Here is a 21,439-nt window from a genome sequence, read left to right as displayed (position 1 = left end):
GTCCGATTCGTCGCGGGGCGCTGTCACGCACCCGTACGCGATCTTGTCAGGCCGACGGGACCTGGCTCCGACGAGCCCCCCGGCGGCGCCGGTTACGCAGCCGGAACAGCTCCAGCGCGCGGCCCGTGCCGGACCGGAACAGGGCACGGACCTCGTCCGGACGCGGCTGTTCGAGCATCTCGTCCAGCTCGTCCTGGCGCACGGTGGACTCCCGCATGCGGGACTCCACGCGCTCCATACCGAGCGCGAAGAACATCACGAGCAGCGGGACGAGAACGCTCAACCAGGCAGTCATGGCAACTCCGATCCTCCCGTACGGGTTCGCAGCCCGGCCGGTCGGGGGTGGCCGCGTCGCCGTCTTCGTGACGCGACCGTGACCTCGTAGCCCGTTCGGCGCACACCCGGCCGGGTGCGCGCACCGCTCGTCGGACGCGTCGCCGCGCCGGCCGGTCGAACACCACCCGGCGTGGACCGGACGGCGCCCGGCGGCGAGCGGTGCACGGCGCGACACCGTGACACGACTGTCGGTGCCCACCCGTACGCTCGGTCACGTGAGCACCTCCGCCGGACGGCCGTCGCGGGCGTCGCGGCCCACCCCCCGCGCCGCCGCCGGTCTGGCCGCGCGCGTCGCGGCCGGGGAGAGCCCGATCGGGCGAGCGCGCCGGGTCAACCGCATCCTCCGGTCGCTGGCGGAGGCCTATCCGCACGCGCACTGCGAGCTGGACTTCACCACCCCGCTGGACCTCGCCGTCGCGACGATCCTGTCCGCGCAGTGCACCGACGAGCGGGTCAACCAGGTCACCCCCGCGCTGTTCGCCCGGTACCCCACCGCCGCGGACTACGCGGGCGCCGACCGGACGGAGCTCGAGGAACTGATCCGCTCCACCGGCTTCTACCGGAACAAGGCGACGTCGCTGACCGGGCTGGGCGCCGCCGTCGTCGAGCGGCACGGCGGGGAGCTGCCGTCGACGCTGGACGAGCTGGTGAAGCTGCCCGGCATCGGGCGCAAGACCGCGAACGTCATCCTCGGCAACGCGTTCGGCGTCCCCGGGATCACCGTCGACACCCACTTCGGACGCCTGGTCCGCCGCTGGGGCTGGACGACCGAGGAGGACCCCGTCAAGGTCGAGCACGCGATCGGCGAGCTCGTCCCGCGGCGGGACTGGACGATCGTGTCCCACCACGTGATCTTCCACGGCCGCCGGGTCTGCCATGCGCGCAAGCCGGCCTGCGGCGCCTGCACACTCGCGGCGGACTGTCCCGCCTTCGGGCTCGGCCCCACCGACCCGGGCGAGGCCGCGGCGCTGGTCAAGGGCCCGGAGCGGGACCACCTGCTCGCACTCGCGGGGATCGCGGGGCCGCCCGGGGACGGCCGGTGACCCGGACAGGCGCCTCCCGCTCCGAGATCGTCTCGACCGTGGTCGTCGTCGTCCTGGTGGCGATCGCGGTCTGGGCGCTGTGGCCCTCGGGCCCCGCCCCCGGCGGGAGCGGCGGCGCCGGGCCCGCGGCGAGCGCCGCCCCGGCCGACCGGCCCGAGACCGACCTCGCCGCCGCGGACCCGCAGGCACTGGCCGCCGCGCGGGCCTCGGCCCGGCTGGCACCGTGCCCCGCCCCGTCCGGCCGCACCCCGGCCGGTCCGCTCGCCGGGATCACCGTGCCGTGCCTGGGCGCCGACGGCAGTACCGACCTGGGCGCGGCTCTGACCGGGCGTCCGACGCTGGTCAACTTCTGGGCGTCGTGGTGCGTGCCGTGCCGCGACGAGCTGCCCGCGCTGCAGGCCTACGCACAGCGTCCCGGCGCACTGCCGGTGCTCACCGTCGACGTGCAGGACGACCCGGTGGCCGCGCTGGCCCTGTCCGCGCAGCTGGGGGTCACCCTGCCGGCCGTGACCGACCCGCAGCGGGCCGTGCGCCGCGCGCTGGACACCCCGCCGCTGCTCCCGGTCAGCTACGTGACCCGCGCGGACGGTGGCGTCGCGATGGTGGACCCGCCCGTCCCGTTCCGCACCGCCGACGACGTCGCGGCCGCCGTGGAGCGGTTCCGGTGACCGCGCAGGCGGGCGTGCCGCAGGTGCCCGACCCCGACCCCGCGGCGGCGCCGGCGTCGCTGCGCCCGCTCGTCGACGGGGCGCTGGGCCTGGACCCGGCCTGGTTCGGCTGGCGACGGCTGCAGCCCGACAACGGCGAGCCGCGCCGGGCGTCGGTGCTGATGCTGTTCACCGACGGGGAGTCGGGCGGGCCGGACGTGCTGCTCACCGAGCGCGCGGCGACGCTGCGCTCGCACGCCGGGCAGGTCGCCTTCCCCGGTGGGCGGCTCGACCCGACCGACACCGGCCCGGTGCACGCCGCGCTGCGGGAGGCCCGGGAGGAGACCGGACTGGACCCGTCCGGGGTGGTACCGCTGGCCCTCCTGCCGGACCTGTTCATCCCGCCCACCGGGTTCCTGGTGACCCCGGTGCTGGCGCACTGGGCGTCGCCGTCTCCGGTACGGGTGGTCGACACCGCCGAGGTCGCCCGGGTCGTCCGGGTCCCGGTGGAGGTCCTGACCGACCCGGCGAACCGGTTCACCGTGCGCGGCCCCAGTGGCCACACCGGCCCCGCCTTCGACGCCGCGGGCCTGATGGTCTGGGGTTTCACCGCGGGCCTGCTGTCCGCACTGCTGCAGCGTTCCGGCTGGGAGCGTCCCTGGGACGCCGGCCGGGTCCTCGATCTCGACGACGCCTGGGCCCGCGCCCGGCGGAACGAACCGGAAGGAGGCCGGGTGGACGACCACGGCGTGGTGGACCGGTGAGCATCAGCTGGGTCGACGTCGTCGTCGTGATCCTCGCTCTGCTGGCCGCGGCGTCCGGCTGGCGGCACGGGGTCGCGGTGGCGCTGCTGTCGTTCGCCGGCGTACTGACCGGCGCGGTGCTCGGGCTGCGGCTCGCCCCGTTGCTGGCCGGGCAGGTGGAGTCCCAGCAGGGGAAGGTGCTGCTCGGGATCGGCGTGGTGGTGCTGCTCGTCGCGCTCGGTGAGGCGACGGGCGTCTACCTCGGACGGTTCATCCGCGACCGGATCCGCGGCGAGGGCACCCTCAGGGTCGACTCGACGCTGGGTGCCGGTGTGCAGGCGGTCGCGGTGGTGGTGGCGGCCTGGCTGATCGCGCTGCCGCTGTCCTCGACGAGCTTCTCCACCCTGACCAGCGGCCTGCGCGACTCGCGGGTGCTCGCCGGCGTGGACGACGTGATGCCGGACGCGGCGCGCAAGCTCCCGGCCGAGCTGCGCCAGCTCCTCGACGACTCCGGCTTCCCCGACGTCGTCAGCCCGTTCTCGCGGACGCCGGTCGCCGCGGTCGGCCCGCCGGACTCCGCGCTCGCGCAGTCCCCGGTGGTCACCGAGGTCCGCGACCGGGTGCTGAAGGTCCGCGGGCGCGCCCCGTCCTGCCGTCGCGCCCTGGAGGGGACCGGGTTCGTCGTCGCCCCGCAGCGGGTGATGACCAACGCCCACGTCGTCGCCGGGACGTCGAGCACCACCGTCGAGGTGACGACATCCAGCGGCCGGGCCCGCCAGCTCGACGCCCAGGTCGTCCACTACGACCCCGAGGTCGACGTGGCCGTGCTCGACGTGCCCGACCTCGAGGAGCAGCCGCTGCAGTTCAGCCCGGACCCCGCCCGCGTCGGCGACGACGTGATCATCCTGGGCTACCCGCTGGACGGCCCGTACACGGTCACCCCGGGCAAGATCCGCGAGCGGATCCGGCTGCGCGGCCCGGACATCTACGAGCAGGGCAGCGTGCTGCGCGACGTCTACACCGTCCGCGCGGTGGTGCGCTCCGGCAACTCCGGCGGCCCGATGATCACCCCCGACGGGCGGGTGGTCGGCGTCGTGTTCGGCGCCGCGCTGGACGACACCGAGACCGGTTTCGTGCTGACGGCCGAGCAGGTCGGGCAGGCGCTGAACGTGGCCGCGAGCGGCGCGTCGTCCCCCGCCGACACCGGGAACTGCGCCTCCTGACCCACCGCACTCCGTCCCACGATCCGGGAACGAATGGCCGGATCGTGGGACAGATGCTTAGCGTGGGTACATGACCTCCGTCGACGTGACCCGTACCCGCCGTCGCTGGCTGGTGCTGGCCGTCGGGGTGTTCGCCCAGACCGCGGCCTGCTCGTTCGTCTACGGGCTGCCGTTCGTGGTGCCGCTGCTACGCGACACGGAGGGGCTCTCGCTGGCCCAGGTCGGCGCCTACGTCGGCGCACCGACGGTCGGTCTGCTGTGCACGCTGGTGCTGTGGGGCGCCGCCGCCGACCGGTCCGGCGAACGCGGGGTGATGACGGTCGGGCTCGCGCTGTGCGCGGCGGCCGTCGCGGGTGCGGCGCTGCTGCCGATCGGGCCCGGACCGCTGCTGCTGGTGCTGCTCGGCCTGGGCGGCGCGGGCGCGGCGTCGGTGTTCGCCGCCAGCGGCCGGATGGTGATGGGCTGGTTCGCCGCGCACGAGCGCGGCACCGCGATGGGGATCCGGCAGACGTCCCAGCCGCTGGGCGTCGCCGTGGCCGGGCTGACGCTGCCGACCCTGGCCGCAGCCGTCGGGCCGTTCCGGGCGCTGCTGGTGCCCGCGGTGCTGTGCGTCGTCGCGTCGGTGCTGGTCGCGACGCTGGCGCCGGACCCGCCCCGGGCGCCGCGGCCCGCGGGGGCCGAGCCGGAGCGCTCCCCCTACGGGACGTCGGTCCTGTGGCGGGTGCACGGCGCGAGTGCACTGCTGGTGGTCTCGCAGTTCGCGGTGGCGTCGTTCGCGACCGAGTACCTGGTCCGCGAGCAGGGGTGGCACGTGGCGGCGGCGGGCGCGTTCGTCGCCGGTGGGCAGATCGCCGGGGCGGTCGGTCGGATCGCGACCGGGGTCTGGTCGGACCGGGTCGGGTCCCGGCTGCGCCCGATGCGCCAGGTCGCGGCCGCCGCGGCCGCGGTGCTGCTGCTGTTCGCGCTCGGCGACGCCGTCGCCGGATGGCTGGCAGTGACGATGCTCGCCGTCGGGGCGGTGGTGACGGTCGCCCCGAACGGGCTGGCGTTCACCAGCACCGCCGAGATCGCCGGACCCGCCTGGTCGGGGCGCGCGCTGGGGGTGCAGAACACCGGCCAGAACGCCGTCGCATCGGTGGTCCCGGCCGCGCTCGGCGCCCTGGTCGGCGCGACCGGCTACGCGGCGGCGTTCGCGATCGCCGCCGCGGCACCGTTGGCCGCGATCCTGGTGACACCGGTCCGCGACGAACGCCGGCGGTCGTCGTGACGCCGCCGGCGCAGCCGGTCAGCGGGTGATCGTCTGGTCCCGCCCGGGGCCGACGCCGATCGCGGACACCGGCGCGCCGGTGAGCTCCTCGATCCGCTGCACGTAGGCCCGCGCGGCGGGGGGCAGGTCCTCCCAGGTGCGGGCACCGGAGAGGTCCTCGACCCAGCCGGGCATCTCCTCGTAGACCGGGACGGCGTGGTGGAAACCGGTCTGGGTCATCGGCATCTCGTCGACGCGGTGGCCGTCGACCTCGTAGCCGACGCAGATCGGCACCGACTCCAGTCCCGACAGCACGTCCAGCTTGGTCAGGAAGAGGTCGGTGATGCCGTTGACCCGCACCGCGTAGCGCCCGATGACGGCGTCGAACCAGCCGCAGCGCCGCGCACGGCCGGTGTTCACACCGACCTCGCCGCCGGTCTTGCGCAGGAACTCGCCCATCTCGTCGTGCAGCTCGGTCGGGAACGGACCGGAGCCGACGCGGGTCGTGTAGGCCTTCAGGATCCCGATCACCCGGGTGATCTTGTTCGGGCCGATGCCGGAACCGACCGACGCGCCGCCCGCGGTCGGGTTCGAGCTGGTCACGAAGGGGTAGGTGCCGTGGTCGACGTCGAGCAGGGTGCCCTGCGAGCCCTCGAGCAGCAGCGTCTCACCGCGCTCCAGGGCCTCGTTCAGCAGCAGCCGGGTGTCGACGATCTTGTCGGCGAACTCCTTCGACTGCTCCAGGACGGTGTCGACGACCTCGTTGAAGTCCAGCGCGCGCCGGTTGTAGACCTTGACCAGGATCTGGTTCTTCAGCTCGAGGGCGGCCTCCACCTTCTGGTGCAGGATCTTCTCGTCGAGCAGGTCCGCGGCGCGGACGCCGACCCGGGCCACCTTGTCCTGGTAGGCGGGACCGATGCCGCGGCCGGTCGTGCCGATCTTGGCCTTGCCCAGGTAGCGCTCGGTGACCCGGTCGATCGCCACGTGGTACGGCATGATCAGGTGCGAGTCGGCCGAGATCAGCAGGCCGGAGGTGTCGACGCCGCGCCGCTCCAGCCCGGCCTTCTCCTCGATCAGCGCCTCGGGGTTCACGACGACCCCGTTGCCGATCACGTTCTTCACGCCCGGGGACAGGATCCCGGACGGGATGAGCTTCAGCGCGAAGTCGCGGCCGTCCGGCGTGACGACGGTGTGCCCGGCGTTGTTGCCGCCCTGGTAGCGGACGACCCAGCCGAACTGCCCGCCCAGCAGGTCGGTCGCCTTGCCCTTGCCCTCGTCGCCCCACTGGGCGCCGATCAACACGATTGCGGGCATGTAAGAGACTCCAGTTCACACACGCTCGTCACGGTCGCGGGACCGGGCGTGATTTCCGGTTTCCGCGGCGAGGAGGGTACTCGATCAGTGGTTCCGACCGATCCCGAAGCGGTTCTCCTCGACTGCCTGCCGCAGCGGCGTCACCGGCTTCCCTTCCACGGTATCCGGCCCGGCGCGCGACGTGAACGCCCACCGTCGTCGCTGGTGTCCGATCCCGCGGTGCGTTCGGTCACCGTGGGCCCGCGCCCCGGGAAGGCGGAGGTCGACGTCCTGCTCCCGGTGCCGCGACTGATCGTCCACGGTGACGACGCGGACCTCGCCGCCGTGCTCCTCCGGCTGCTCCGGCGGGACGCGCTCGCGACCGAGGTCGCCTACCTGCCGGTGTCCCGGCGGTCGCGGGCCGCCGCGAACTGGGGCCTCCCGACCCGGTTCGACGACGCCGTCGCCCTCGCCCGGTCCGGCACCGCACGCGAGATGCCGCTGGTGCGCGACGACAATGGGGGCGTCCTCGCTGGCCGCGGGGAGATCCCCGACCTCTACGGCGAGGCCTACTGCGACGCGACGCGCGTGCTGCACGGCCGCGTGAAGCTGCTCGTCGTCGACGCGGGGCCCGAGGGCGTGCACGTGCGGGCGGGCCGCGGGGTGACCGGCACGACCGGGCGGGCGATCCAGATCGGGACGACGGGTGCGACGCCCGTCCGCGACGGCGTCGCGCACCCGCGGGAGATCAAGCGGTGGGCCTGGTACCGGCACACCGAGCCGTGGCGGCCGGTGCTGCCGGGCTGATCAACGCCCGGGGTCCTCGGGCGCGAGCACCGCGTCGGTCGCGGTGATCCCGACGTCGAACACCTCGTCGGTGGGGACGACGTAGCGGTTGCGGTGGTCCCGGGTCTCGCCGCGACCGCCCGGGACGCCGCCGGCCATCGGGCCGTAGCCGGCCCCGCCGCGAGCCTCCGCCGCCTTGGCGCCGGTCCACGGCTCGGGCGCGCCGGCGCTCCGCGGCCCGGGGGTGCGGGGCTCGGTGCCCCACGCCGTCCCGGCCCCGCCACGACCGCCGGGTCCGTGCGGTTCGGTCGCCGCGCCCGGCAGCCGCGCGGTGCCGCGGGACTCGCCGAACGGGGAGCCGACGGCGCCGCGGCCCGCTCCGGAACCGGCTCCATACGACCCGGTCCCGCTGCCGGGGCGGGTCTGCGGGGCGGGGCCGGTCTCGGTGCGGGGGCGGACGAGCTGCTGCCGACGTGCCTGATCGCCGAAGCGGCGCGCGAGGTCCTCGCGGGCCCGGGCGGCGTCCGGCGTCGGAGCCGGAATCGGGGTCCGAACGCGGTCCGGAGCGGGCGGGATGCGGGAGCCCTGCGCCCCGGTACCGCCTCCACCGGCGCCCGAGGACGCCGGTCCGCTCGGCAGCGGGACGACGGGCGAGGGCCCGCCACCGCCTCCGGCGCCGCCACCCGCGCCACCGCCGGGGCCGCCGCCCGCACCGCCGCCGCCCGACGGGCCGGTGGGCGCCGACACCGGCTGCGAGGCCGACCCGACCGGGGGAAGCCCGACTCCGGCCGGTCCCGGTGTCGGGCCGGGAAGTCCGCCTCCACCCGGCGCGACGGAGACGCCGGGCTGCGGTCCCGGCGCACCGCCGGGCCCCGGCGTCGCGCCCGGAGATGTCGCGGGCGGGGGCGCGGCGGCCGCCTCGGTGGTGAAGCGGTCGTCGATCGCGGAGGTCTCGGACTCGTACTTCTGGAGCGCCCGGTTCGCGACCTCGTCGTTGATCTGGTTGTGCTCGGCGATGGTCACGTGGTCGGCGCCCCTGCCCCGGAGGGACTGCCAGGCCTCGCTGATGTTGTCGCCCGCGCGCTGGATCCAGGAGAACTCGGCCGGGTCCATGAACCGGACCTGGTTGCGCATGCGCTCGAACGCGCTGCCGTGGTCGAGCATGCGGTCGGCGCCGTTCCGGGCGACGTTCGCGGTGCCGTCGACGCCGGTCGCGGTGCGGTCCAGGGACTCCTGGGCGGCCCGGGCGGCGGGGCCCTGCCACGAGATGCCGAGATCGGCCATGCCGCGGTCGAGGGTCTGCTTGGTGGTCGCCATGTCGTCGACGAGCTTGCGGAGACCGTCGGAGGTCTGGCGGGTGGCCTCGGCACCGGGTTTGCCGAGGATCCAGGCCGCCTTGGTCGCGATGTCGAACGCTTCGTAGTTGTAGCAGCGGGGGAGAGGCATGCTCGGATCCCTAACGCTCGAGCAGCGGGCCGTTGTACGGCGGAGTGGTGGGTTGCAGGGTTGCCGCGTTCTCGTCCTCAATCAGCCCGTACTCCTGCGCCGCTTGTTTCAATCGGTCACGCGCGTCTCGTACCTCGTCCACATAACGCTCGTGCACGTCGACCAGGCTATTGATCTTCGGCTGGAAGACGACGACTGCATCGAGAGACACCGGATCGTCAGCGCATGCAGGGACATTCCGAAGGTTGCCCCTGACTCGACGGCCGGCCTGCATCTGCCGAAGGTGGTCGTCCATCTGCTGGTAGACGACGATGATGTTATCGGCGTTGACCTGCAGCATGAGGACGTCGCTGACGGATCCCCGAGGCGTGTGCGCCGACGTCGACATGCGGCGCAGACTAGGCAGGAAGAACCGTGACCGATCTCAGATCGGGCATTCTTGTTCGCGTCTGCGAATCTGTCAGTCCTCGCGAGCAGTCGACAGGAAGGCCCGCGCCAAGGTCTCGGCCCGATCGCAGGCGGCATCCGAAGGTCTGCCAGATTGCCTCGCCCCACCGAAATCATCTACCTGAACACGGACACTCGCGGCGTCAGCAATGTCCAAGTAGAGCTCGCAGAGGTCGGAGCTACCTCTGCGCTCGACCATGCGCACGGCACCGAATCCATCGACAGCGGTGATGACGGCGCCGCTCGCTGTCGCGATCTTCGCCGCCGGCGTCTGGATCGTCTGCACCGCGTAGTTGTCGATGGTCTCGTAGTTCCCCCATCCACACACCCGGCTCGGACCGTCCGCGAGAGTGACGGTCGAAGGCTCGTCCCCTTCGACTCCCCATTGCTGGCGCAGTTCAGGTGTCATCGCGACACACGGGTCGACGTTCGCCACGTCGATCTCCGCCGGCCGCGGCGGAAACGGCCCCTCCGGCTCCGCAGCCCCACACCCCACGACCACCCCGCACACGAGCAGCAGGACGACAACGAGTCGGACCACCGGCGACGCTCCCCCGGACAGGAACAGGACCGCAGCAGGCTAGCCCGTCGTCGTCGCCACCGGACCCGTTCCGGTCAGGCCGCGGCGGCGGAGTCGTCCGGGCGCCGGTGGTAACTGTCCACATAGATCTGCCCGGACAGGTCCGCGATGGCGTCCATGATCTCGTCGGTGACCGCGCGCCGGATCGCCGGAGCGCCCCCCAGCCCCTCGTAGCGGCTGAACTCCAGCGGCCGCCCGAAGCGGATCTCGACCCGGGCCAGGCGCGGGATCAGCCGTCCGACCGGCTGCACGCGCTCGGTCCCGATCAGGCCGACGGGCACGACGACCGCGCCCGTCGACAATGCCAGCGACGCGACGCCGGTGTGCCCGCGGTGCAGCTTGCCGTCGAGGGAGCGCGTGCCCTCCGGGTAGATGCCGAACGCACCGCCGCGCTCCAGGACCTTGCGCCCCGCGGCGAGCGCGGCGAGGCCGGCGCGGGCGTTGGACCGGTCGACCGGGATGTAGCCGAGCGCCCCCAGGAACGCGGCCATCAGGCGTCCGCGCAGACCACGGCCGGTGAAGTACTCGGCCTTGCCGAGGAAGGCGACCCTGCGCGGGGCGACGAGCGGGATGAACGCCGTGTCGACGGCCGCGCGGTGGTTCGCCGCGAGGATCACCGGCCCGGTGGCCGGGATGCGGTCCGCGCCGCGCACGCGGGGCCGCCACACGAGCCGGACGAGTGGCGCGAGGACGTAGCGGATGAACAGCTGCACCGTGAACCCCGATCAGTGAGCGACGTCCACAACTCCGTGCAGGGGGGACCGACGTCCCGGCGCCGAACGAGGCCCGATTCTGCTCCGTGACCGGCCCGTGACGGAAGCCCTTCCGCCCGTTCAGTCCCCGTGCGGATCGGTGAGCTGCCCGCGCAACGCACGCAGCGCCTCGCTGCGGGTCATCCCGGTCGCCTGCAGCAGGTCGACGGCGATCGAGCGGACCTGCGCGACCAGCACGGGCGCCGAGACCGCGGGCGCCGCGGCCGGCTGCCCCTCCGCCGGCCGGGCGACGACCGCACCGGGGTCGGCGAGGACCGGTGCGTGCTGCACGGCCTCCAGGATCGGGCCGCGCGCCTTCTCGCGGTCGCCGTCCTGCCCGAGCTCCCCGATCAGCGCCTCGACGGAGGCGGCGAGCTCGGTGATCGCGTCCGGCAGACCGGGCGGGAGCGGTTCGCCGTCCTCGATCGCGGTCATCGCGCGCCGGGCGAGCACCCGGGCGTTGCGGTGGGCGTAGTCGGCCCGCTCGGCGAGCGTCCGGTAGCGGCGCAGCATGGCCCGGCGCGGCCGGTGCATCGGTGAGACCGTCACGACCTCGCCCGCGGAGCTGACCGCCGTGCGCAGCTCGTCGATGACGGCCTGGGTGTCGCGGGCCCGGGCCAGCGCCCGCGACGCGCTCTCCCGGTCGCCCTCGCGCAGCGCCGTCGCGATCTCGGTGAGCACGGTGACGAGGTCGTCGAGCACCCGGCGGGCGACCCGGCGCACGATCCGGACCGGATGCGCGGGGATGACCGCGGCGACCAGGATCCCGGCGAGGCCGCCGATCAGGGCGTCGATGCAGCGGTCGATCCCACCGGTCTCGGTGGGCGGGAGCAGCGTCGTCACCAGCACCGCGGACACCGCGGCCTGGTTGACGAACAGGGTCCCGCCGTCGGTGAACACCGCGATGACCAGCGCGAGCGCGACGACGAGCACCAGCTGCCAGAGTCCGCCGCCGATCTGCGCGATCAGCAGGTCGCCGACGAGCACGCCGATGCTCACCCCGACGACGAGTTCGGCCGTGCGGCGCAGCCGCGAGTTCAGCGACATGCCCAGGCTGAGCACCGCCGCGATCGGCGCGAAGAACGGCCGTGTGTGACCGACCAGGTCACCGGCCACCCAGAGGGCGAGGCCGGCGGCCATGGAGCACTGCAGGATCGGCAGCCACGACGCGCGGACGCGCCGGGCTCCGGCCCGGCCGCGTGAGCGGACCCGGTCCCACGCGGCCACCGGCGTCAGGACACGCCGAGGGCGGCGAGCGCCTCCGGGTCCGAGTCGTTGATCAGGGTGCGCAGGCGCTCGACCTCGGGGGCCTCCCCGATCGCCGTGGCGGCGCGCAGCAGCGCGCCGCACGACCGCAGGAAGCCCTGGTTCGGCTCGTGCGACCACGGCACCGGACCGAAGCCCTTCCAGCCGTTGCGGCGCAGCTGGTCCAGGCCGCGGTGGTAGCCGGTGCGGGCGTAGGCGTAGGCGGCGACGCTCTCCCCGGCGTCGAGGGCGCGCTCGGCGAGCACCGCCCAGGCGATCGACGACGACGGCGACCCCGCCGCCACCTCCGACGGGTCCTTGCCCGCGGTCAGGTCCGCCGCGGCGGGGTCGACCGGGAGGCGCGTGTCGTCGGGCTCGAGCAGGTTGCCGTGCAGACTCATGCCGCCATCCTGGCGCGCGCCCACCGGTCGTCGCCAACCGGTGGGCACACGACGTGGATCCGGAGGAGGACTCAGAGGGCCTTGCCGGCGGACTTCAGCGACTCGCACGCCTCGACGACGCGCTCGCTCATCCCGACCTCGGCCTTCTTCAGGTACGAGCGCGGGTCGTAGACCTTCTTGTTGCCGACCTCGCCGTCGATCTTGAGCACGCCGTCGTAGTTGGCGAACATGTGCGACACGATCGGCCGGGTGAAGGCGTACTGGGTGTCGGTGTCGACGTTCATCTTCACGACGCCGTAGCCCAGCGCCTCGTGGATCTCCTCGAGCAGCGAGCCGGACCCGCCGTGGAAGACCAGGTCGAACGGCTTGGCGCCGGCGTCGAGCCCCAGCTTCTGCACGGCCACCTCCTGGCCCTGCTTGAGGATCTCCGGGCGGAGCTTGACGTTGCCGGGCTTGTAGACGCCGTGCACGTTGCCGAAGGTCGCGGCCAGCAGGTAGCGGCCCTTGTCGCCGGAGCCGAGGACCTCGACGGTGCGCTCGTAGTCGCCGGGGGCGGTGTAGAGCTTGTCGTTGATGTCGTTCGCGACACCGTCCTCCTCGCCGCCGACGACGCCGATCTCGACCTCGAGGATGATCTTCGCCTTGGCCGCCTGCTCCAGCAGCTCGGCCGCGATCTTCAGGTTCTCCTCGAGCTCGACCGCGGAGCCGTCCCACATGTGCGACTGGAACAGCGGGTTCTGCCCCTTGTCCACGCGCTCCTGGCTGACCGCGATCAGCGGACGCACGAACGAGTCCAGCTTGTCCTTGGGGCAGTGGTCGGTGTGCAGCGCGATGTTGACCGGGTACTTGTCCGCGACGACGTGCGCGAACTCGGCGAGGCCGACCGAACCGGTGACCATGTCCTTGACCCGGGTGCCGGACAGGAACTCCGCGCCACCGGTCGAGACCTGCACGATGCCGTCGGAGCCTGCCTCCGCGAACCCGCGCAGCGCCGCGTTGAGGGTCTCGGTGCTGGTCACGTTGATCGCCGGGTAGGCGAACTCGCCGCTCTTGGCGTTGTCCAGCATCTGGTTGTAGATCTCGGGCGTGGCGATGGGCACGGGGCCTGCCTCCTCGTCGTCGGCGGTCGCTGCTCCGCGCAGCGCTCCTTGTCTCCGGGTGAGTATCACGTACCCGCGGGGAAGGGGGAGCCATCGTCGGAATGGGCCTGGTCTCACCGCGGGCGACGCCGTCGCCCGGTGCACCGGGTAATGCTGCGGAGCCTGTCGGTGGTGGTCGCTAGTGTGGTGGGCGTGGAGGAGGAGCGCGCCGAGAACGCCGTCGACCGGACGCTGGGCCGGTTGCGCGCCATCGACAGCCGACCGGCGCCCGCGGGCACCGGGCCGCACCCGTTCGCCCCGGGCACGTCGGCCCCGGTCGACGGGCCGGGTGGTTCCGGGGCCCGGCAGGGCCCGGAGACATCGCTGACGCTGGCCGACCTCTACCGCGACCACCGCCTGCGCCTCGTGCGCCTCGCGATGCTGCTGGTGGACATCCCGGCCACCGCGGAGGACGTGGTGCAGGAGGCGTTCACCGGGCTGCACCGGCACTGGACCGGCCTGCGGGACGAGACGGCCGCCGTCGCCTACCTGCGTGCGGCCGTGGTGAACGGGTCCCGGTCGGTGCTGCGGCGCCGTCGCACGGCACGCGAGTACGTGCCGCCGCACGCGGCGAACGCCCGCTCCGCGGAGTCGCTGGCCATGCTGTCGGCCGAGCACCAGTCGGTCGTCGACGCACTGGGCCAGCTCCCGCCGCGCCAGCGCGAGGTGCTCGTCCTGCGCTACTACGGCGGGCTGACCGAGTCCGAGATCTCCGAGGCCGCCGGGATGAGCCGGGGCACGGTGAAGTCGACCGCCAGCCGCGCGCTCGACGCCGTCGCCCGGATCATGGCCGAGCGCGCCGGTACCGAGGCCGTCCGGCGTCCGGGGGAGCTGCGATGACCGGCCCCCAGCCGCCGCAGCCCGGCCACGACGACGCCGCCCGCCGGATCGGCGAAGCGCTGCAGGCGCAGGCCCGCGGGCGCCCGATGCCGCAGCGTCCCGCGGCGGGCCCGGCCCCCGTGCCGCCACGCGTCCCCGGCCGGCTCCCGCCGCCGGTCCCGCGTCCCGGGCCGCCCCCGCAGCGCCGGCCGCAGCAGGCCCCGGCACCGGAGCCTGCCCGGTCGGCGACCGGCCAGATCGTCTGGGCCGCGGTGATCGCGCTGCTCCTCGGCGCCCTGCTCGGCGGGGGTCTCGCGCTGGTCTCGGTGCTCCTGCCGGGGGCGCTGCCCGCCCTCGGCTGAGCCGCTCACAGCACCCCCACAGCGACGGCCACGTCGATCCACATCGCCCGGCCGGTACCGTTTCTCGACGTGACGGTTCTCGCCGCGACGCAGACGCTCGCCCTCGGTCCCGACTGGCTCGACCCGGCGGTGATCATCGAGTCCCTGGGTCCGTGGGCCCTGGTGGGCGTCGCTGCGATCATCTTCGCGGAGTGCGGGCTGCTGCTCGGGTTCTTCCTCCCCGGCGACTCGCTGCTGTTCACCGCGGGCCTGTTCGTCGCGCAGGGCGCGATCGACGTGCCGCTGTGGCTGGTCTGCCTGGTACTGGTGGTGTCCGCCTTCGCCGGCAACGCCGTCGGCTACGGCATCGGCTACCGCGCCGGCCCGGCGATCTTCGACAAGCCGAAGTCGAAGCTGTTCAACCCCCAGCACGTCGAGAAGACCCACGAGTTCTTCGAGAAGTACGGCAACCGGGCCATCGTCCTCGGCCGCTTCGTGCCGATCGTGCGGACCTTCATCACCGTGAGCGCCGGCGTCGCGCGGATGGACCCGAAGCGCTACCTGACGTACTCGCTGATCGGCGGCGTCGCGTGGGCGGCGGGCGTGACGGTGCTGGGCTACTTCCTCGGCCAGTTCGCGTTCGTCCGTGAGCACATCGACCTGATCCTCATCGCGATCGTGTTGATCTCGGTGCTGCCGATCGTGTTCGAGGTGCTGCGGGCGCGGGCCGCGTCCAGGCGCGGGGGCCCCGCCGGCCCGGTCGACGGCGTCGCGGGCGCCGCGACCGGTGCGGCCGCCGCCACCGTCACCGGCCGCTCCGCCGACGACGACCCGGCCGCGGTCACCATGCAGATGCCGGCCGTCGGGAGCGGCCCGGCGCCGCGGGCCGGACGCCCCCGGGACGGGCAGACGACGTTCGTCCAGCCCGGTCGTGCCCCGCAGCACGGCGGGACCGCACCACGGCACGGTGGCGCGGTGCCGCCGCACGGCCCCGGCCCCGGCCCACAGGACGGCACGGAGCCGCCGTACCGCCACACCACCGGTCGCCCCACCATGCCGCCCCGGCACGGCAACTGAGCATCGATCAGCACGTTTCCGCCCTGCCCGGGGCGGAAACGTGCTGATCACCAGGCGTCGGACAGGTCCGCGTGCTCGCGGATCCATGCGTGCATCACGATCCCCGAGGCCACCCCGGCGTTGACCGAGCGCGTCGAGCCGAACTGAGCGATCGACACGACCAGGTCCGCGGCGTCGCGCAGCTCCGGTGACAGCCCGGGGCCCTCGGCGCCGAACACGAGCACGCAGTCCCGCGGCAGCGACGTGGACTCCAGCCGGACCGCGCCCGCGACGTTGTCCACCGCGACCACGGCCAGGCCGTGCTCCCGGGCGAACGCGACGAGACCGTGCGAGTCGGCGTGGTGGTGCAGCCGCAGGTAGCGGTCGGTGACCATCGCGCCGCGGCGGTTCCACCGGCGTCGCCCGACGATGTGCACGCCGGCGACCCCGAAGGCGTTCGCCGTGCGCACCACCGTGCCGATGTTGTGGTCGTGCCCGAGATTCTCGATCGCCACGTGGAACGGGTGCGCCCGGCCTGCCAGGTCCGCCGCGACGGCTTCGCGGCGCCAGTAGCGGTAGCGGTCGACGACGTTGCGCCGGTCACCGTGCTCCAGCAGCTCCGGGTCCCACCGGTCGCCCTGCGGCCACGGCCCGGCCCACGGGCCGACCCCGACCTGGCCGGGGACCGACCACTCGCTGGGCCCGGGCTCGCTCATCCCAGCTGCAGGTCCGCCAGCCCCAGCAGCGCGCGGTACGGCACGCCCTCGGCCTCGACGGCCTGCCGGGCGCCGGTGTCACGGTCGACGACGGTGCACACCCCGACGACGTCGGCGCCGGCCTGGAGCACCGACCGGACCGCGGTCAGGACCGAGCCGCCGGTGGTGGAGGTGTCCTCGACGACCAGCACCGGGCGGCCGGTGATGTCCGGGCCCTCGATGAGCCGCTGCATGCCGTGCTTCTTGGTCTCCTTGCGGACGACGAAGGCGTCGACCGGGTCGGTGTCCGGCTCGGCCGCCGCCGCGTGCAGCACCGCCGTCGCGACCGGGTCCGCGCCGAGCGTCAGCCCGCCGACCGATCGGTAGGTCCAGTCCGTGGTGAGCTCGCGCAGCAGCCGTCCGATCAGCGGGGACGCCTCGTGGTGCAGCGTGACGCGGCGCAGGTCGATGTAGTAGTCGGCCTCCGCGCCGGAGGAGAGCGTGACCCGCTCGTGGACGACGGCGATCTCCCGGACCAGCGCGGCGAGGCGGGAGCGGTCGGTGTGTGCGGAGCTCATGTGCGATCCCTGTCGAACGTCGCCGTGATGCGTCGCAGCAGGCTCCGGGGCAGCACCCCGGTCACCCCCACGATCGCCTTGTACTGCCTGGAGGGCACGGAGACGACCCGGCCCCGGTCGAGGTCGGCGAGTGCCTCGTCGACGACCTGGGAGGCCTCCAGCCACAGCGGGCCGCGGCGGGCGCCGACGTCGATGCCGGCCCGCTCGTGGAACTCGGTGCGCACGTAGCCGGGGCACAGCACCATCGCGCGCACCCCGGTGCCCTGCAGCGACGCCGCGACGCCCTCGGTGAAGGAGATGACCCAGGCCTTGTCGGCCGGGTAGGTGGAGCCGCGCCCGGCCAGGAAGCCCGCGACGCTCGCGACGTTCAGCACCGCGCCGGTGCCGCGGTCGACCATCCCGGGCAGCGCGGCCCGGGTCAGCTCCAGCACGGCGGCCACGTTCACCTGCAGCTGGCGGGCCAGGTCGGCGGCGTCGTTCTCGAGGAAGGAGGCGCCCAGCGCGAGCCCGGCGTTGTTGACGAGCAGGTCGACCGGCGCGAGGTCGGGGTCGGCGAGGCGGCGCACGACCCGGGCCCGCTGGTCCGGGTCCGACAGGTCGGCGGGCAGCACCTCGACGGCGACGCCGAGGTCGCGGTAGCGCTGCGCGGCGGTCTGGAGGCGGTCGGCGTCGCGCGCCACGAGCACGAGGTCGCGGCCGTCGGCGGCGAGCCGATCGGCGAACGCGGCCCCGATCCCCGACGACGCGCCCGTGATCATGACGGAGGGCACGCGGGGAGCGTAGTGCGTCCGCACCCGACCGGCGCAGGCGCGACGGTTACCGACGGGTCGGGTGTGACCCGTGCGACAGGGGTGTGCGACGACCTCGTGAGACGGGCCGCTCTCGCGTGCCGGTGCACCATGAAGCCTTTACCGTCGAGACCATGACGTCCGAGGCGCTGCCGATCCAGCGGCCGGTCGATCCCGCTTCCCCCGGCGCCGCCGACGTGCCGAGCGGCCCGTCGCCCCGTCATTCGAGGGTCGCCGTCGTGGGGGCGGGGTTCACCGGACTCGCCGTGGGCCTGGCCCTGCTGCGGCGGGGTGTGCACGACTTCGTCCTGCTGGAGCGGGCGGACGACGTCGGCGGGGTGTGGCGCGACAACACCTACCCCGGTGTCGGCGTCGACACGCCGTCGCCGCTGTACCAGCTGCGTGCCATGACCAACCCGGACTGGAGCGACCTCTACGCGCCCGGCCACGAGGTGCAGGACTACGCCCGGCGCCTGGCCCACTCGACCGGCCTGCTCGACCACGTCCGCTTCGACGCCGACGTGCTCTCCGCCCGCTGGGACCCCGCGGACGCCCGCTGGCGGATCGCGACACCGTCCGGTGAGTTCACCGCGGACGTCCTGGTCAGCGCGGCCGGGCTGGTCGCCGACCCGAAGCTGCCCGACGTGGAGGGCCTCGCGGACTTCCCCGGCCCGGTGTTCCACTCCGCCCGCTGGGACCACGACGCCGAGCTCGCCGACCGGCGCGTCGCCGTCGTCGGGACGGGGGCGACGGCGATCCAGCTCGTCCCCGAGCTGCAGCCGCGCGTCACCGAGCTGCACGTCCTGCAGCGCACCCCGGCCTGGATCCTGCCCAAGCCCGAGCGGCCCGTCGGCGAGCGCACCCGTCGCGCGCTGGCGGCGAACCCGCTGCTGTGCCGGATGCAGTTCGACGTCATCTACGTCGGCGCCGAGCTGCTCGCCGCGACCCGTCGCTCGCGGCTGCTGCGCGAGACACTCACCCGGGTCGGCCGCAGGCATCTCGCCGCCCAGACGCCCGACCCGCAGCTGCGCGCGCGGCTGACCCCCGACTTCGACTACGCCTGCAAGCGGCCGCTGGTCTCGAACGACTATCTGCCCGCGATGAGCGCGCCGAACACGACGCTGCACACCGGTGGGCTCGCCCGGGTCGAGGGGCGGACCGTCGTCTCCGGCGACGGAAGCCGCGCAGAGGTCGACGCGATCGTGCTGACCACCGGGTTCGAGGTCGGCGCGACGGCCCCGATCGCGCGCCGCATCCACGACGCCCACGGCAGGTCCCTGCACGACCACTGGGGCGCCTACCCGCGCGCCTACCTGGGGATGAGCTACCCCGGCTTCCCGAACCTGTTCCTCATGCAGGGTCCGAACGCGACCAGCGGGGCCAGCTCGACGCTGCTGTTCTCCGAGGCCCAGGCCCGCTACGTCGCCGACGCCGTGTGCCGGATGGCGGCCGAGGGCATCCGCGCGCTCGACGTGAAGCCCGCCGTCGAGGAGCGCTGGACGCGGCGGATCCGGCGCCGCTCGGCGCGCACCGTGTACGAGACCGGCGGCTGCGCGAGCTACTACCAGAACGACGAGGGCGTCAACGTCGTCATGTGGCCGGCCAACACCGCGGAGTACCAGCTGCGGACCCGCCGGTTCCGGCTGTCGCCGTTCGACGTCGAGCGGGGACGGACCGGTGCCGGGCACCCGCTGCACCCGTTGCGCCCGGTCCGGCTCGCCGCGACGGCCTGACTCACCCGCGGGCCGCGGCCCACCAGTCGGCGACCTCGCCGAGCAGGCGCTGCACGGCCTCGTCGTCGAGGAACGACGAGGTGATCGAGTTGGCGGCCAGCGTGCGGAGCTGGTCGTCGGTGAAGCCGAGGCCCTCGCGGACCGCGGCGTAGTTCGCGTCGGCGTAGCCGCCGAAGTAGGCGGGGTCGTCGGAGTGCACCGACACGTTCAGCCCCGCCGCGAGCATCTCCGGCAGCGGGTGCAGCCCGATGCCGGGGACGCAGGCGAGCCGGACGTTGGACAGCGGGCAGACCGTCAGCGGGGTGCGGTCACGGACCAGGCGGGCGACGAGGGCGTCGTCCTCGATCGCGCGGATGCCGTGGTCGACGCGCAGCACGCCCAGCTCGTCGAGGGCCTCGGTCACGTAGCCCGCCGGGCCCTCCTCCCCCGCGTGCGCGACCGGCTTGAGACCCAGCCCGCGGGCCCGCTCGAACACCGAGGTGAACTTCGACGGCGGGTGCCCGACCTCGGCCGAGTCGAGCCCGACCCCGACGATCCGGTCCAGGTACGGCTCCGCCGCCCGCAGGGTCCCCTCCGCCTCGGCGGCCGACCGGTCGCGCAGGAAACAGAGGATCAGCCCGGCGGAGACGTCGTCGGCGTGGTGCTCGATCGCGTCGGTGAGCCCGCCGATCACGTCGCCGATCGCGACGCCGCGAGCGGTGTGCGCCTGAGGGTCGAAGAACATCTCGACGTGCCGGACCCCCTGCTCCGGGCAGGTCCGCAGGTACGCCGACGCGAGCGCGGCGAAGTCGTCGCGGGTCCGCAGGACGGCCATGTTGGCGTAGTACACGTCCAGGAAGGACTGCAGGTCGGTGAAGTCGTAGGCCGCCCGCAGCTCCTCCACCGAGGCGTACGGCAGCGCGACGTCGTGCCGCCGGGCCAGCTCGAACACGGTCTCGGGTTCGAGCGTGCCCTCGATGTGCAGGTGCAGCTCGGCCTTCGGCAGCGGCGGGGTCCCGGTGGTCGTCACCGGGACATCATCCCGTGCCGCCCCGCGCGGTCAGGAGCTGGTGACCGTCGACGTCATGTAGGCCGAGACCTGGTGGCCACGGGAGCGGTCACGGGCCGCGGCGCTCGCGCGGGCGCGCTGCGCCGCGGTGCGCACCGGACCGGCCGCCCAGTGCCGCCCGCAGTCCCCGGCGGCGACGACGGCGCGCCCCGCGCCCGGGCGGGAGGGCAGGTCCGGCAGCCGGGACGGCTCCCGGTGCCCGGCACCGCCGAGCAGCTCCTCGGGCGTGGCGGACGGGGCGGCCGGGATCGCAGCGGCCGGGGTGGCGACGGCCGCCGCGACGGTGGGCTCCCAGGTCGCGTCGGCGAACAGCTCGGCGCCGCGCCGGGCCGCACGGACGCCCGCGGCGACGGCGCGCCGGGCCGGGCCCGGACGGGCCGGGCCGCTCTGCGGGGCGCTCACGACGAGGCCGGCGTCGAGGTCGTCGAGCACCGCGTCGGCGGCGTCGGCGGTCCACTCCGGCCGGTCGTCGCCGCGAACGGCGACGACGTGCACGTCGCCGGTCAGGGTCGGGGCGAGCGAGGTGACGAACGAGACCGCCCACGTGGCCGACCGCTCGTTCCCGCCGATCGCGACGATCCCGCCGGTGCCGCGACGCAGCATGCCGGGCAGCGCGGCGTGGGTGAGGCGCATCGTCGCCGTCATGCCGAGGTCGACGCTCGCCCGCCCGGCGTCCGGTGCGGCGACGGCCGCGTCGGCGAGCGCGTCGTGCACCAGCACGTCGACGGCCGGGGCCTCCGGACCGGCGAGGAAGGCCTCGAGCCGGAACAGGCCGTGCCGGGTGCCGAGGTCCGCGAGGAGGACGTCGGCGCGGATCCCGTACCGGACGGCGAGCTCCCGGGCGGTGGGGGCGACCCGCTCGGGGTCGCGGGTGACGAGCAGGAGGTCGAGTCCGCGCGCGGCCAGTCGGTCGGCCAGAGCCGCGCCGAGACCCGTACCGCCGCCGGTGATGAGAGCCATAGCCACACGATCAGGCTAGCGGTACCCGTTCGGCTTAACGCGTTCGGGTGGTCACATCGCGTTGCGGTGGATCAACGCTGCGTAGATACCCGCA

The 21,439-nt window shown here is 74.2% G+C and carries 24 protein-coding genes; 10 read left to right on the top strand and 14 right to left on the bottom strand.

Annotated elements, in window-relative coordinates; all coding sequences use genetic code 11:
• Positions 1-46: 46 nt before the first annotated feature.
• On the bottom strand, positions 47-295 hold the full coding sequence (locus DMP15_RS03535) for a hypothetical protein (protein WP_043282623.1): 249 nt from the start codon (positions 293-295) through the stop codon (positions 47-49).
• A gap of 352 nt (positions 296-647) precedes the next feature.
• Between DMP15_RS03535 and nth the strand changes: the two genes are divergently transcribed.
• From nth to DMP15_RS03510, 5 genes are all read left to right on the top strand, one after another.
• Positions 648-1,379: an endonuclease III gene (gene nth, locus DMP15_RS03530; RefSeq protein WP_304580140.1), complete on the top strand. Its 732-nt coding sequence runs from the start codon at positions 648-650 to the stop codon at positions 1,377-1,379.
• Entirely contained in the window at positions 1,376-2,047 is a 672-nt protein-coding gene (locus DMP15_RS03525; protein ID WP_208622998.1) for a TlpA family protein disulfide reductase, read from the top strand. The genes nth and DMP15_RS03525 overlap by 4 nt, the downstream gene beginning before the upstream one ends.
• On the top strand, positions 2,044-2,790 hold the full coding sequence (locus DMP15_RS03520) for an NUDIX hydrolase (protein ID WP_167379074.1): 747 nt from the start codon (positions 2,044-2,046) through the stop codon (positions 2,788-2,790). The genes DMP15_RS03525 and DMP15_RS03520 overlap by 4 nt, the downstream gene beginning before the upstream one ends.
• A 2-nt stretch (positions 2,791-2,792) precedes the next feature.
• On the top strand, positions 2,793-3,992 hold the full coding sequence (locus DMP15_RS03515) for a MarP family serine protease (protein ID WP_073576140.1): 1,200 nt from the start codon (positions 2,793-2,795) through the stop codon (positions 3,990-3,992).
• Positions 3,993-4,062: 70 nt separating this feature from the next.
• On the top strand, positions 4,063-5,259 hold the full coding sequence (locus tag DMP15_RS03510) for an MFS transporter (RefSeq protein WP_073576032.1): 1,197 nt from the start codon (positions 4,063-4,065) through the stop codon (positions 5,257-5,259).
• Between the two features lie 18 nt (positions 5,260-5,277).
• Here the strand turns inward: DMP15_RS03510 and DMP15_RS03505 are convergent, their stop codons facing one another.
• The gene (locus tag DMP15_RS03505) at positions 5,278-6,552 is read right to left on the bottom strand and encodes an adenylosuccinate synthase (RefSeq protein ID WP_073576033.1); all 1,275 of its coding nucleotides are present in this window, start codon (positions 6,550-6,552) and stop codon (positions 5,278-5,280) included.
• Between the two features lie 204 nt (positions 6,553-6,756).
• Here DMP15_RS03505 and DMP15_RS03500 point away from each other — a divergent pair, with 204 nt between their 5' ends.
• The gene (locus tag DMP15_RS03500) at positions 6,757-7,338 is read left to right on the top strand and encodes a hypothetical protein (protein ID WP_301549044.1); all 582 of its coding nucleotides are present in this window, start codon (positions 6,757-6,759) and stop codon (positions 7,336-7,338) included.
• Here the strand turns inward: DMP15_RS03500 and DMP15_RS03495 are convergent, their stop codons facing one another.
• The 7 genes from DMP15_RS03495 to fbaA form a co-directional block, all read right to left on the bottom strand.
• Positions 7,339-8,763 (bottom strand): WXG100 family type VII secretion target, encoded by a 1,425-nt coding sequence (locus DMP15_RS03495; RefSeq protein WP_337825440.1) that lies wholly within the window; start codon positions 8,761-8,763, stop codon positions 7,339-7,341.
• Positions 8,764-8,773: 10 nt separating this feature from the next.
• Positions 8,774-9,151 carry a hypothetical protein gene (locus DMP15_RS03490; RefSeq protein ID WP_337825439.1) on the bottom strand — a complete coding sequence of 126 codons (378 nt, stop codon included), beginning with the start codon at positions 9,149-9,151 and terminating at the stop codon, positions 8,774-8,776.
• 72 nt (positions 9,152-9,223) lie between these two features.
• Positions 9,224-9,706: a DUF3558 family protein gene (locus tag DMP15_RS03485; protein WP_337826668.1), complete on the bottom strand. Its 483-nt coding sequence runs from the start codon at positions 9,704-9,706 to the stop codon at positions 9,224-9,226.
• Between the two features lie 119 nt (positions 9,707-9,825).
• On the bottom strand, positions 9,826-10,503 hold the full coding sequence (locus DMP15_RS03480) for a lysophospholipid acyltransferase family protein (protein ID WP_073576037.1): 678 nt from the start codon (positions 10,501-10,503) through the stop codon (positions 9,826-9,828).
• Between the two features lie 120 nt (positions 10,504-10,623).
• On the bottom strand, positions 10,624-11,769 hold the full coding sequence (locus DMP15_RS03475; protein ID WP_304580134.1) for an FUSC family protein: 1,146 nt from the start codon (positions 11,767-11,769) through the stop codon (positions 10,624-10,626).
• Between the two features lie 5 nt (positions 11,770-11,774).
• A complete protein-coding gene (locus tag DMP15_RS03470) occupies positions 11,775-12,188 on the bottom strand; it encodes a DUF3151 domain-containing protein (RefSeq protein WP_073576038.1) in 414 nt (137 codons plus the stop codon).
• A gap of 71 nt (positions 12,189-12,259) precedes the next feature.
• Entirely contained in the window at positions 12,260-13,288 is a 1,029-nt protein-coding gene (gene fbaA, locus DMP15_RS03465; RefSeq protein WP_073576039.1) for a class II fructose-bisphosphate aldolase, read from the bottom strand.
• Positions 13,289-13,480: 192 nt separating this feature from the next.
• On the opposite strand from fbaA, the gene DMP15_RS03460 reads away from it, so the two are divergent.
• The 3 genes from DMP15_RS03460 (at position 13,481) to DMP15_RS03450 (ending at position 15,564) form a co-directional block, all read left to right on the top strand.
• Positions 13,481-14,167, top strand: coding sequence for an RNA polymerase sigma factor (locus DMP15_RS03460; protein ID WP_073576143.1), 687 nt, complete (start codon positions 13,481-13,483; stop codon positions 14,165-14,167).
• On the top strand, positions 14,164-14,508 hold the full coding sequence (locus tag DMP15_RS03455; protein WP_073576040.1) for a hypothetical protein: 345 nt from the start codon (positions 14,164-14,166) through the stop codon (positions 14,506-14,508). Before DMP15_RS03460 ends, DMP15_RS03455 begins: the two co-directional genes overlap by 4 nt.
• Positions 14,509-14,577: 69 nt before the next feature.
• Positions 14,578-15,564, top strand: coding sequence for a DedA family protein (locus DMP15_RS03450; protein WP_337825438.1), 987 nt, complete (start codon positions 14,578-14,580; stop codon positions 15,562-15,564).
• A 47-nt stretch (positions 15,565-15,611) separates the two neighbouring features.
• Here DMP15_RS03450 and DMP15_RS03445 read toward each other — a convergent pair whose 3' ends face one another.
• From DMP15_RS03445 to DMP15_RS03435, 3 genes are read right to left on the bottom strand one after another with little or no spacing between them, the layout of a single operon-like run.
• On the bottom strand, positions 15,612-16,259 hold the full coding sequence (locus DMP15_RS03445) for a TrmH family RNA methyltransferase (protein WP_337825437.1): 648 nt from the start codon (positions 16,257-16,259) through the stop codon (positions 15,612-15,614).
• Positions 16,256-16,816: an orotate phosphoribosyltransferase gene (pyrE, locus tag DMP15_RS03440; protein ID WP_073576042.1), complete on the bottom strand. Its 561-nt coding sequence runs from the start codon at positions 16,814-16,816 to the stop codon at positions 16,256-16,258. Before pyrE ends, DMP15_RS03445 begins: the two co-directional genes overlap by 4 nt.
• Complete coding sequence (locus DMP15_RS03435) at positions 16,813-17,586, bottom strand: SDR family NAD(P)-dependent oxidoreductase (protein WP_073576043.1); 774 nt, start codon at positions 17,584-17,586, stop codon at positions 16,813-16,815. The genes pyrE and DMP15_RS03435 overlap by 4 nt, the downstream gene beginning before the upstream one ends.
• 152 nt (positions 17,587-17,738) lie before the next feature.
• Between DMP15_RS03435 and DMP15_RS03430 the strand changes: the two genes are divergently transcribed.
• Positions 17,739-19,337, top strand: a complete 1,599-nt coding sequence (locus DMP15_RS03430; protein WP_083658700.1) for a flavin-containing monooxygenase — start codon at positions 17,739-17,741, stop codon at positions 19,335-19,337.
• A gap of 1 nt (position 19,338) precedes the next feature.
• Here the strand turns inward: DMP15_RS03430 and DMP15_RS03425 are convergent, their stop codons facing one another.
• Both DMP15_RS03425 and DMP15_RS03420 read right to left on the bottom strand, forming a co-directional pair.
• Complete coding sequence (locus DMP15_RS03425; RefSeq protein WP_100879035.1) at positions 19,339-20,346, bottom strand: adenosine deaminase; 1,008 nt, start codon at positions 20,344-20,346, stop codon at positions 19,339-19,341.
• 30 nt (positions 20,347-20,376) lie between these two features.
• Complete coding sequence (locus tag DMP15_RS03420) at positions 20,377-21,345, bottom strand: SDR family NAD(P)-dependent oxidoreductase (RefSeq protein ID WP_100879036.1); 969 nt, start codon at positions 21,343-21,345, stop codon at positions 20,377-20,379.
• Between the last annotated feature and the right edge of the window lie 94 nt (positions 21,346-21,439).

Source organism: Pseudonocardia sp. UM4_GMWB1 (genome assembly GCF_017312155.1).
GTDB lineage: Bacteria > Actinomycetota > Actinomycetes > Mycobacteriales > Pseudonocardiaceae > Pseudonocardia > Pseudonocardia alni.
The sequence above is the reverse complement of the archived record's forward strand: the minus strand, read 5'-3'. Positions and strand labels throughout refer to the sequence as shown.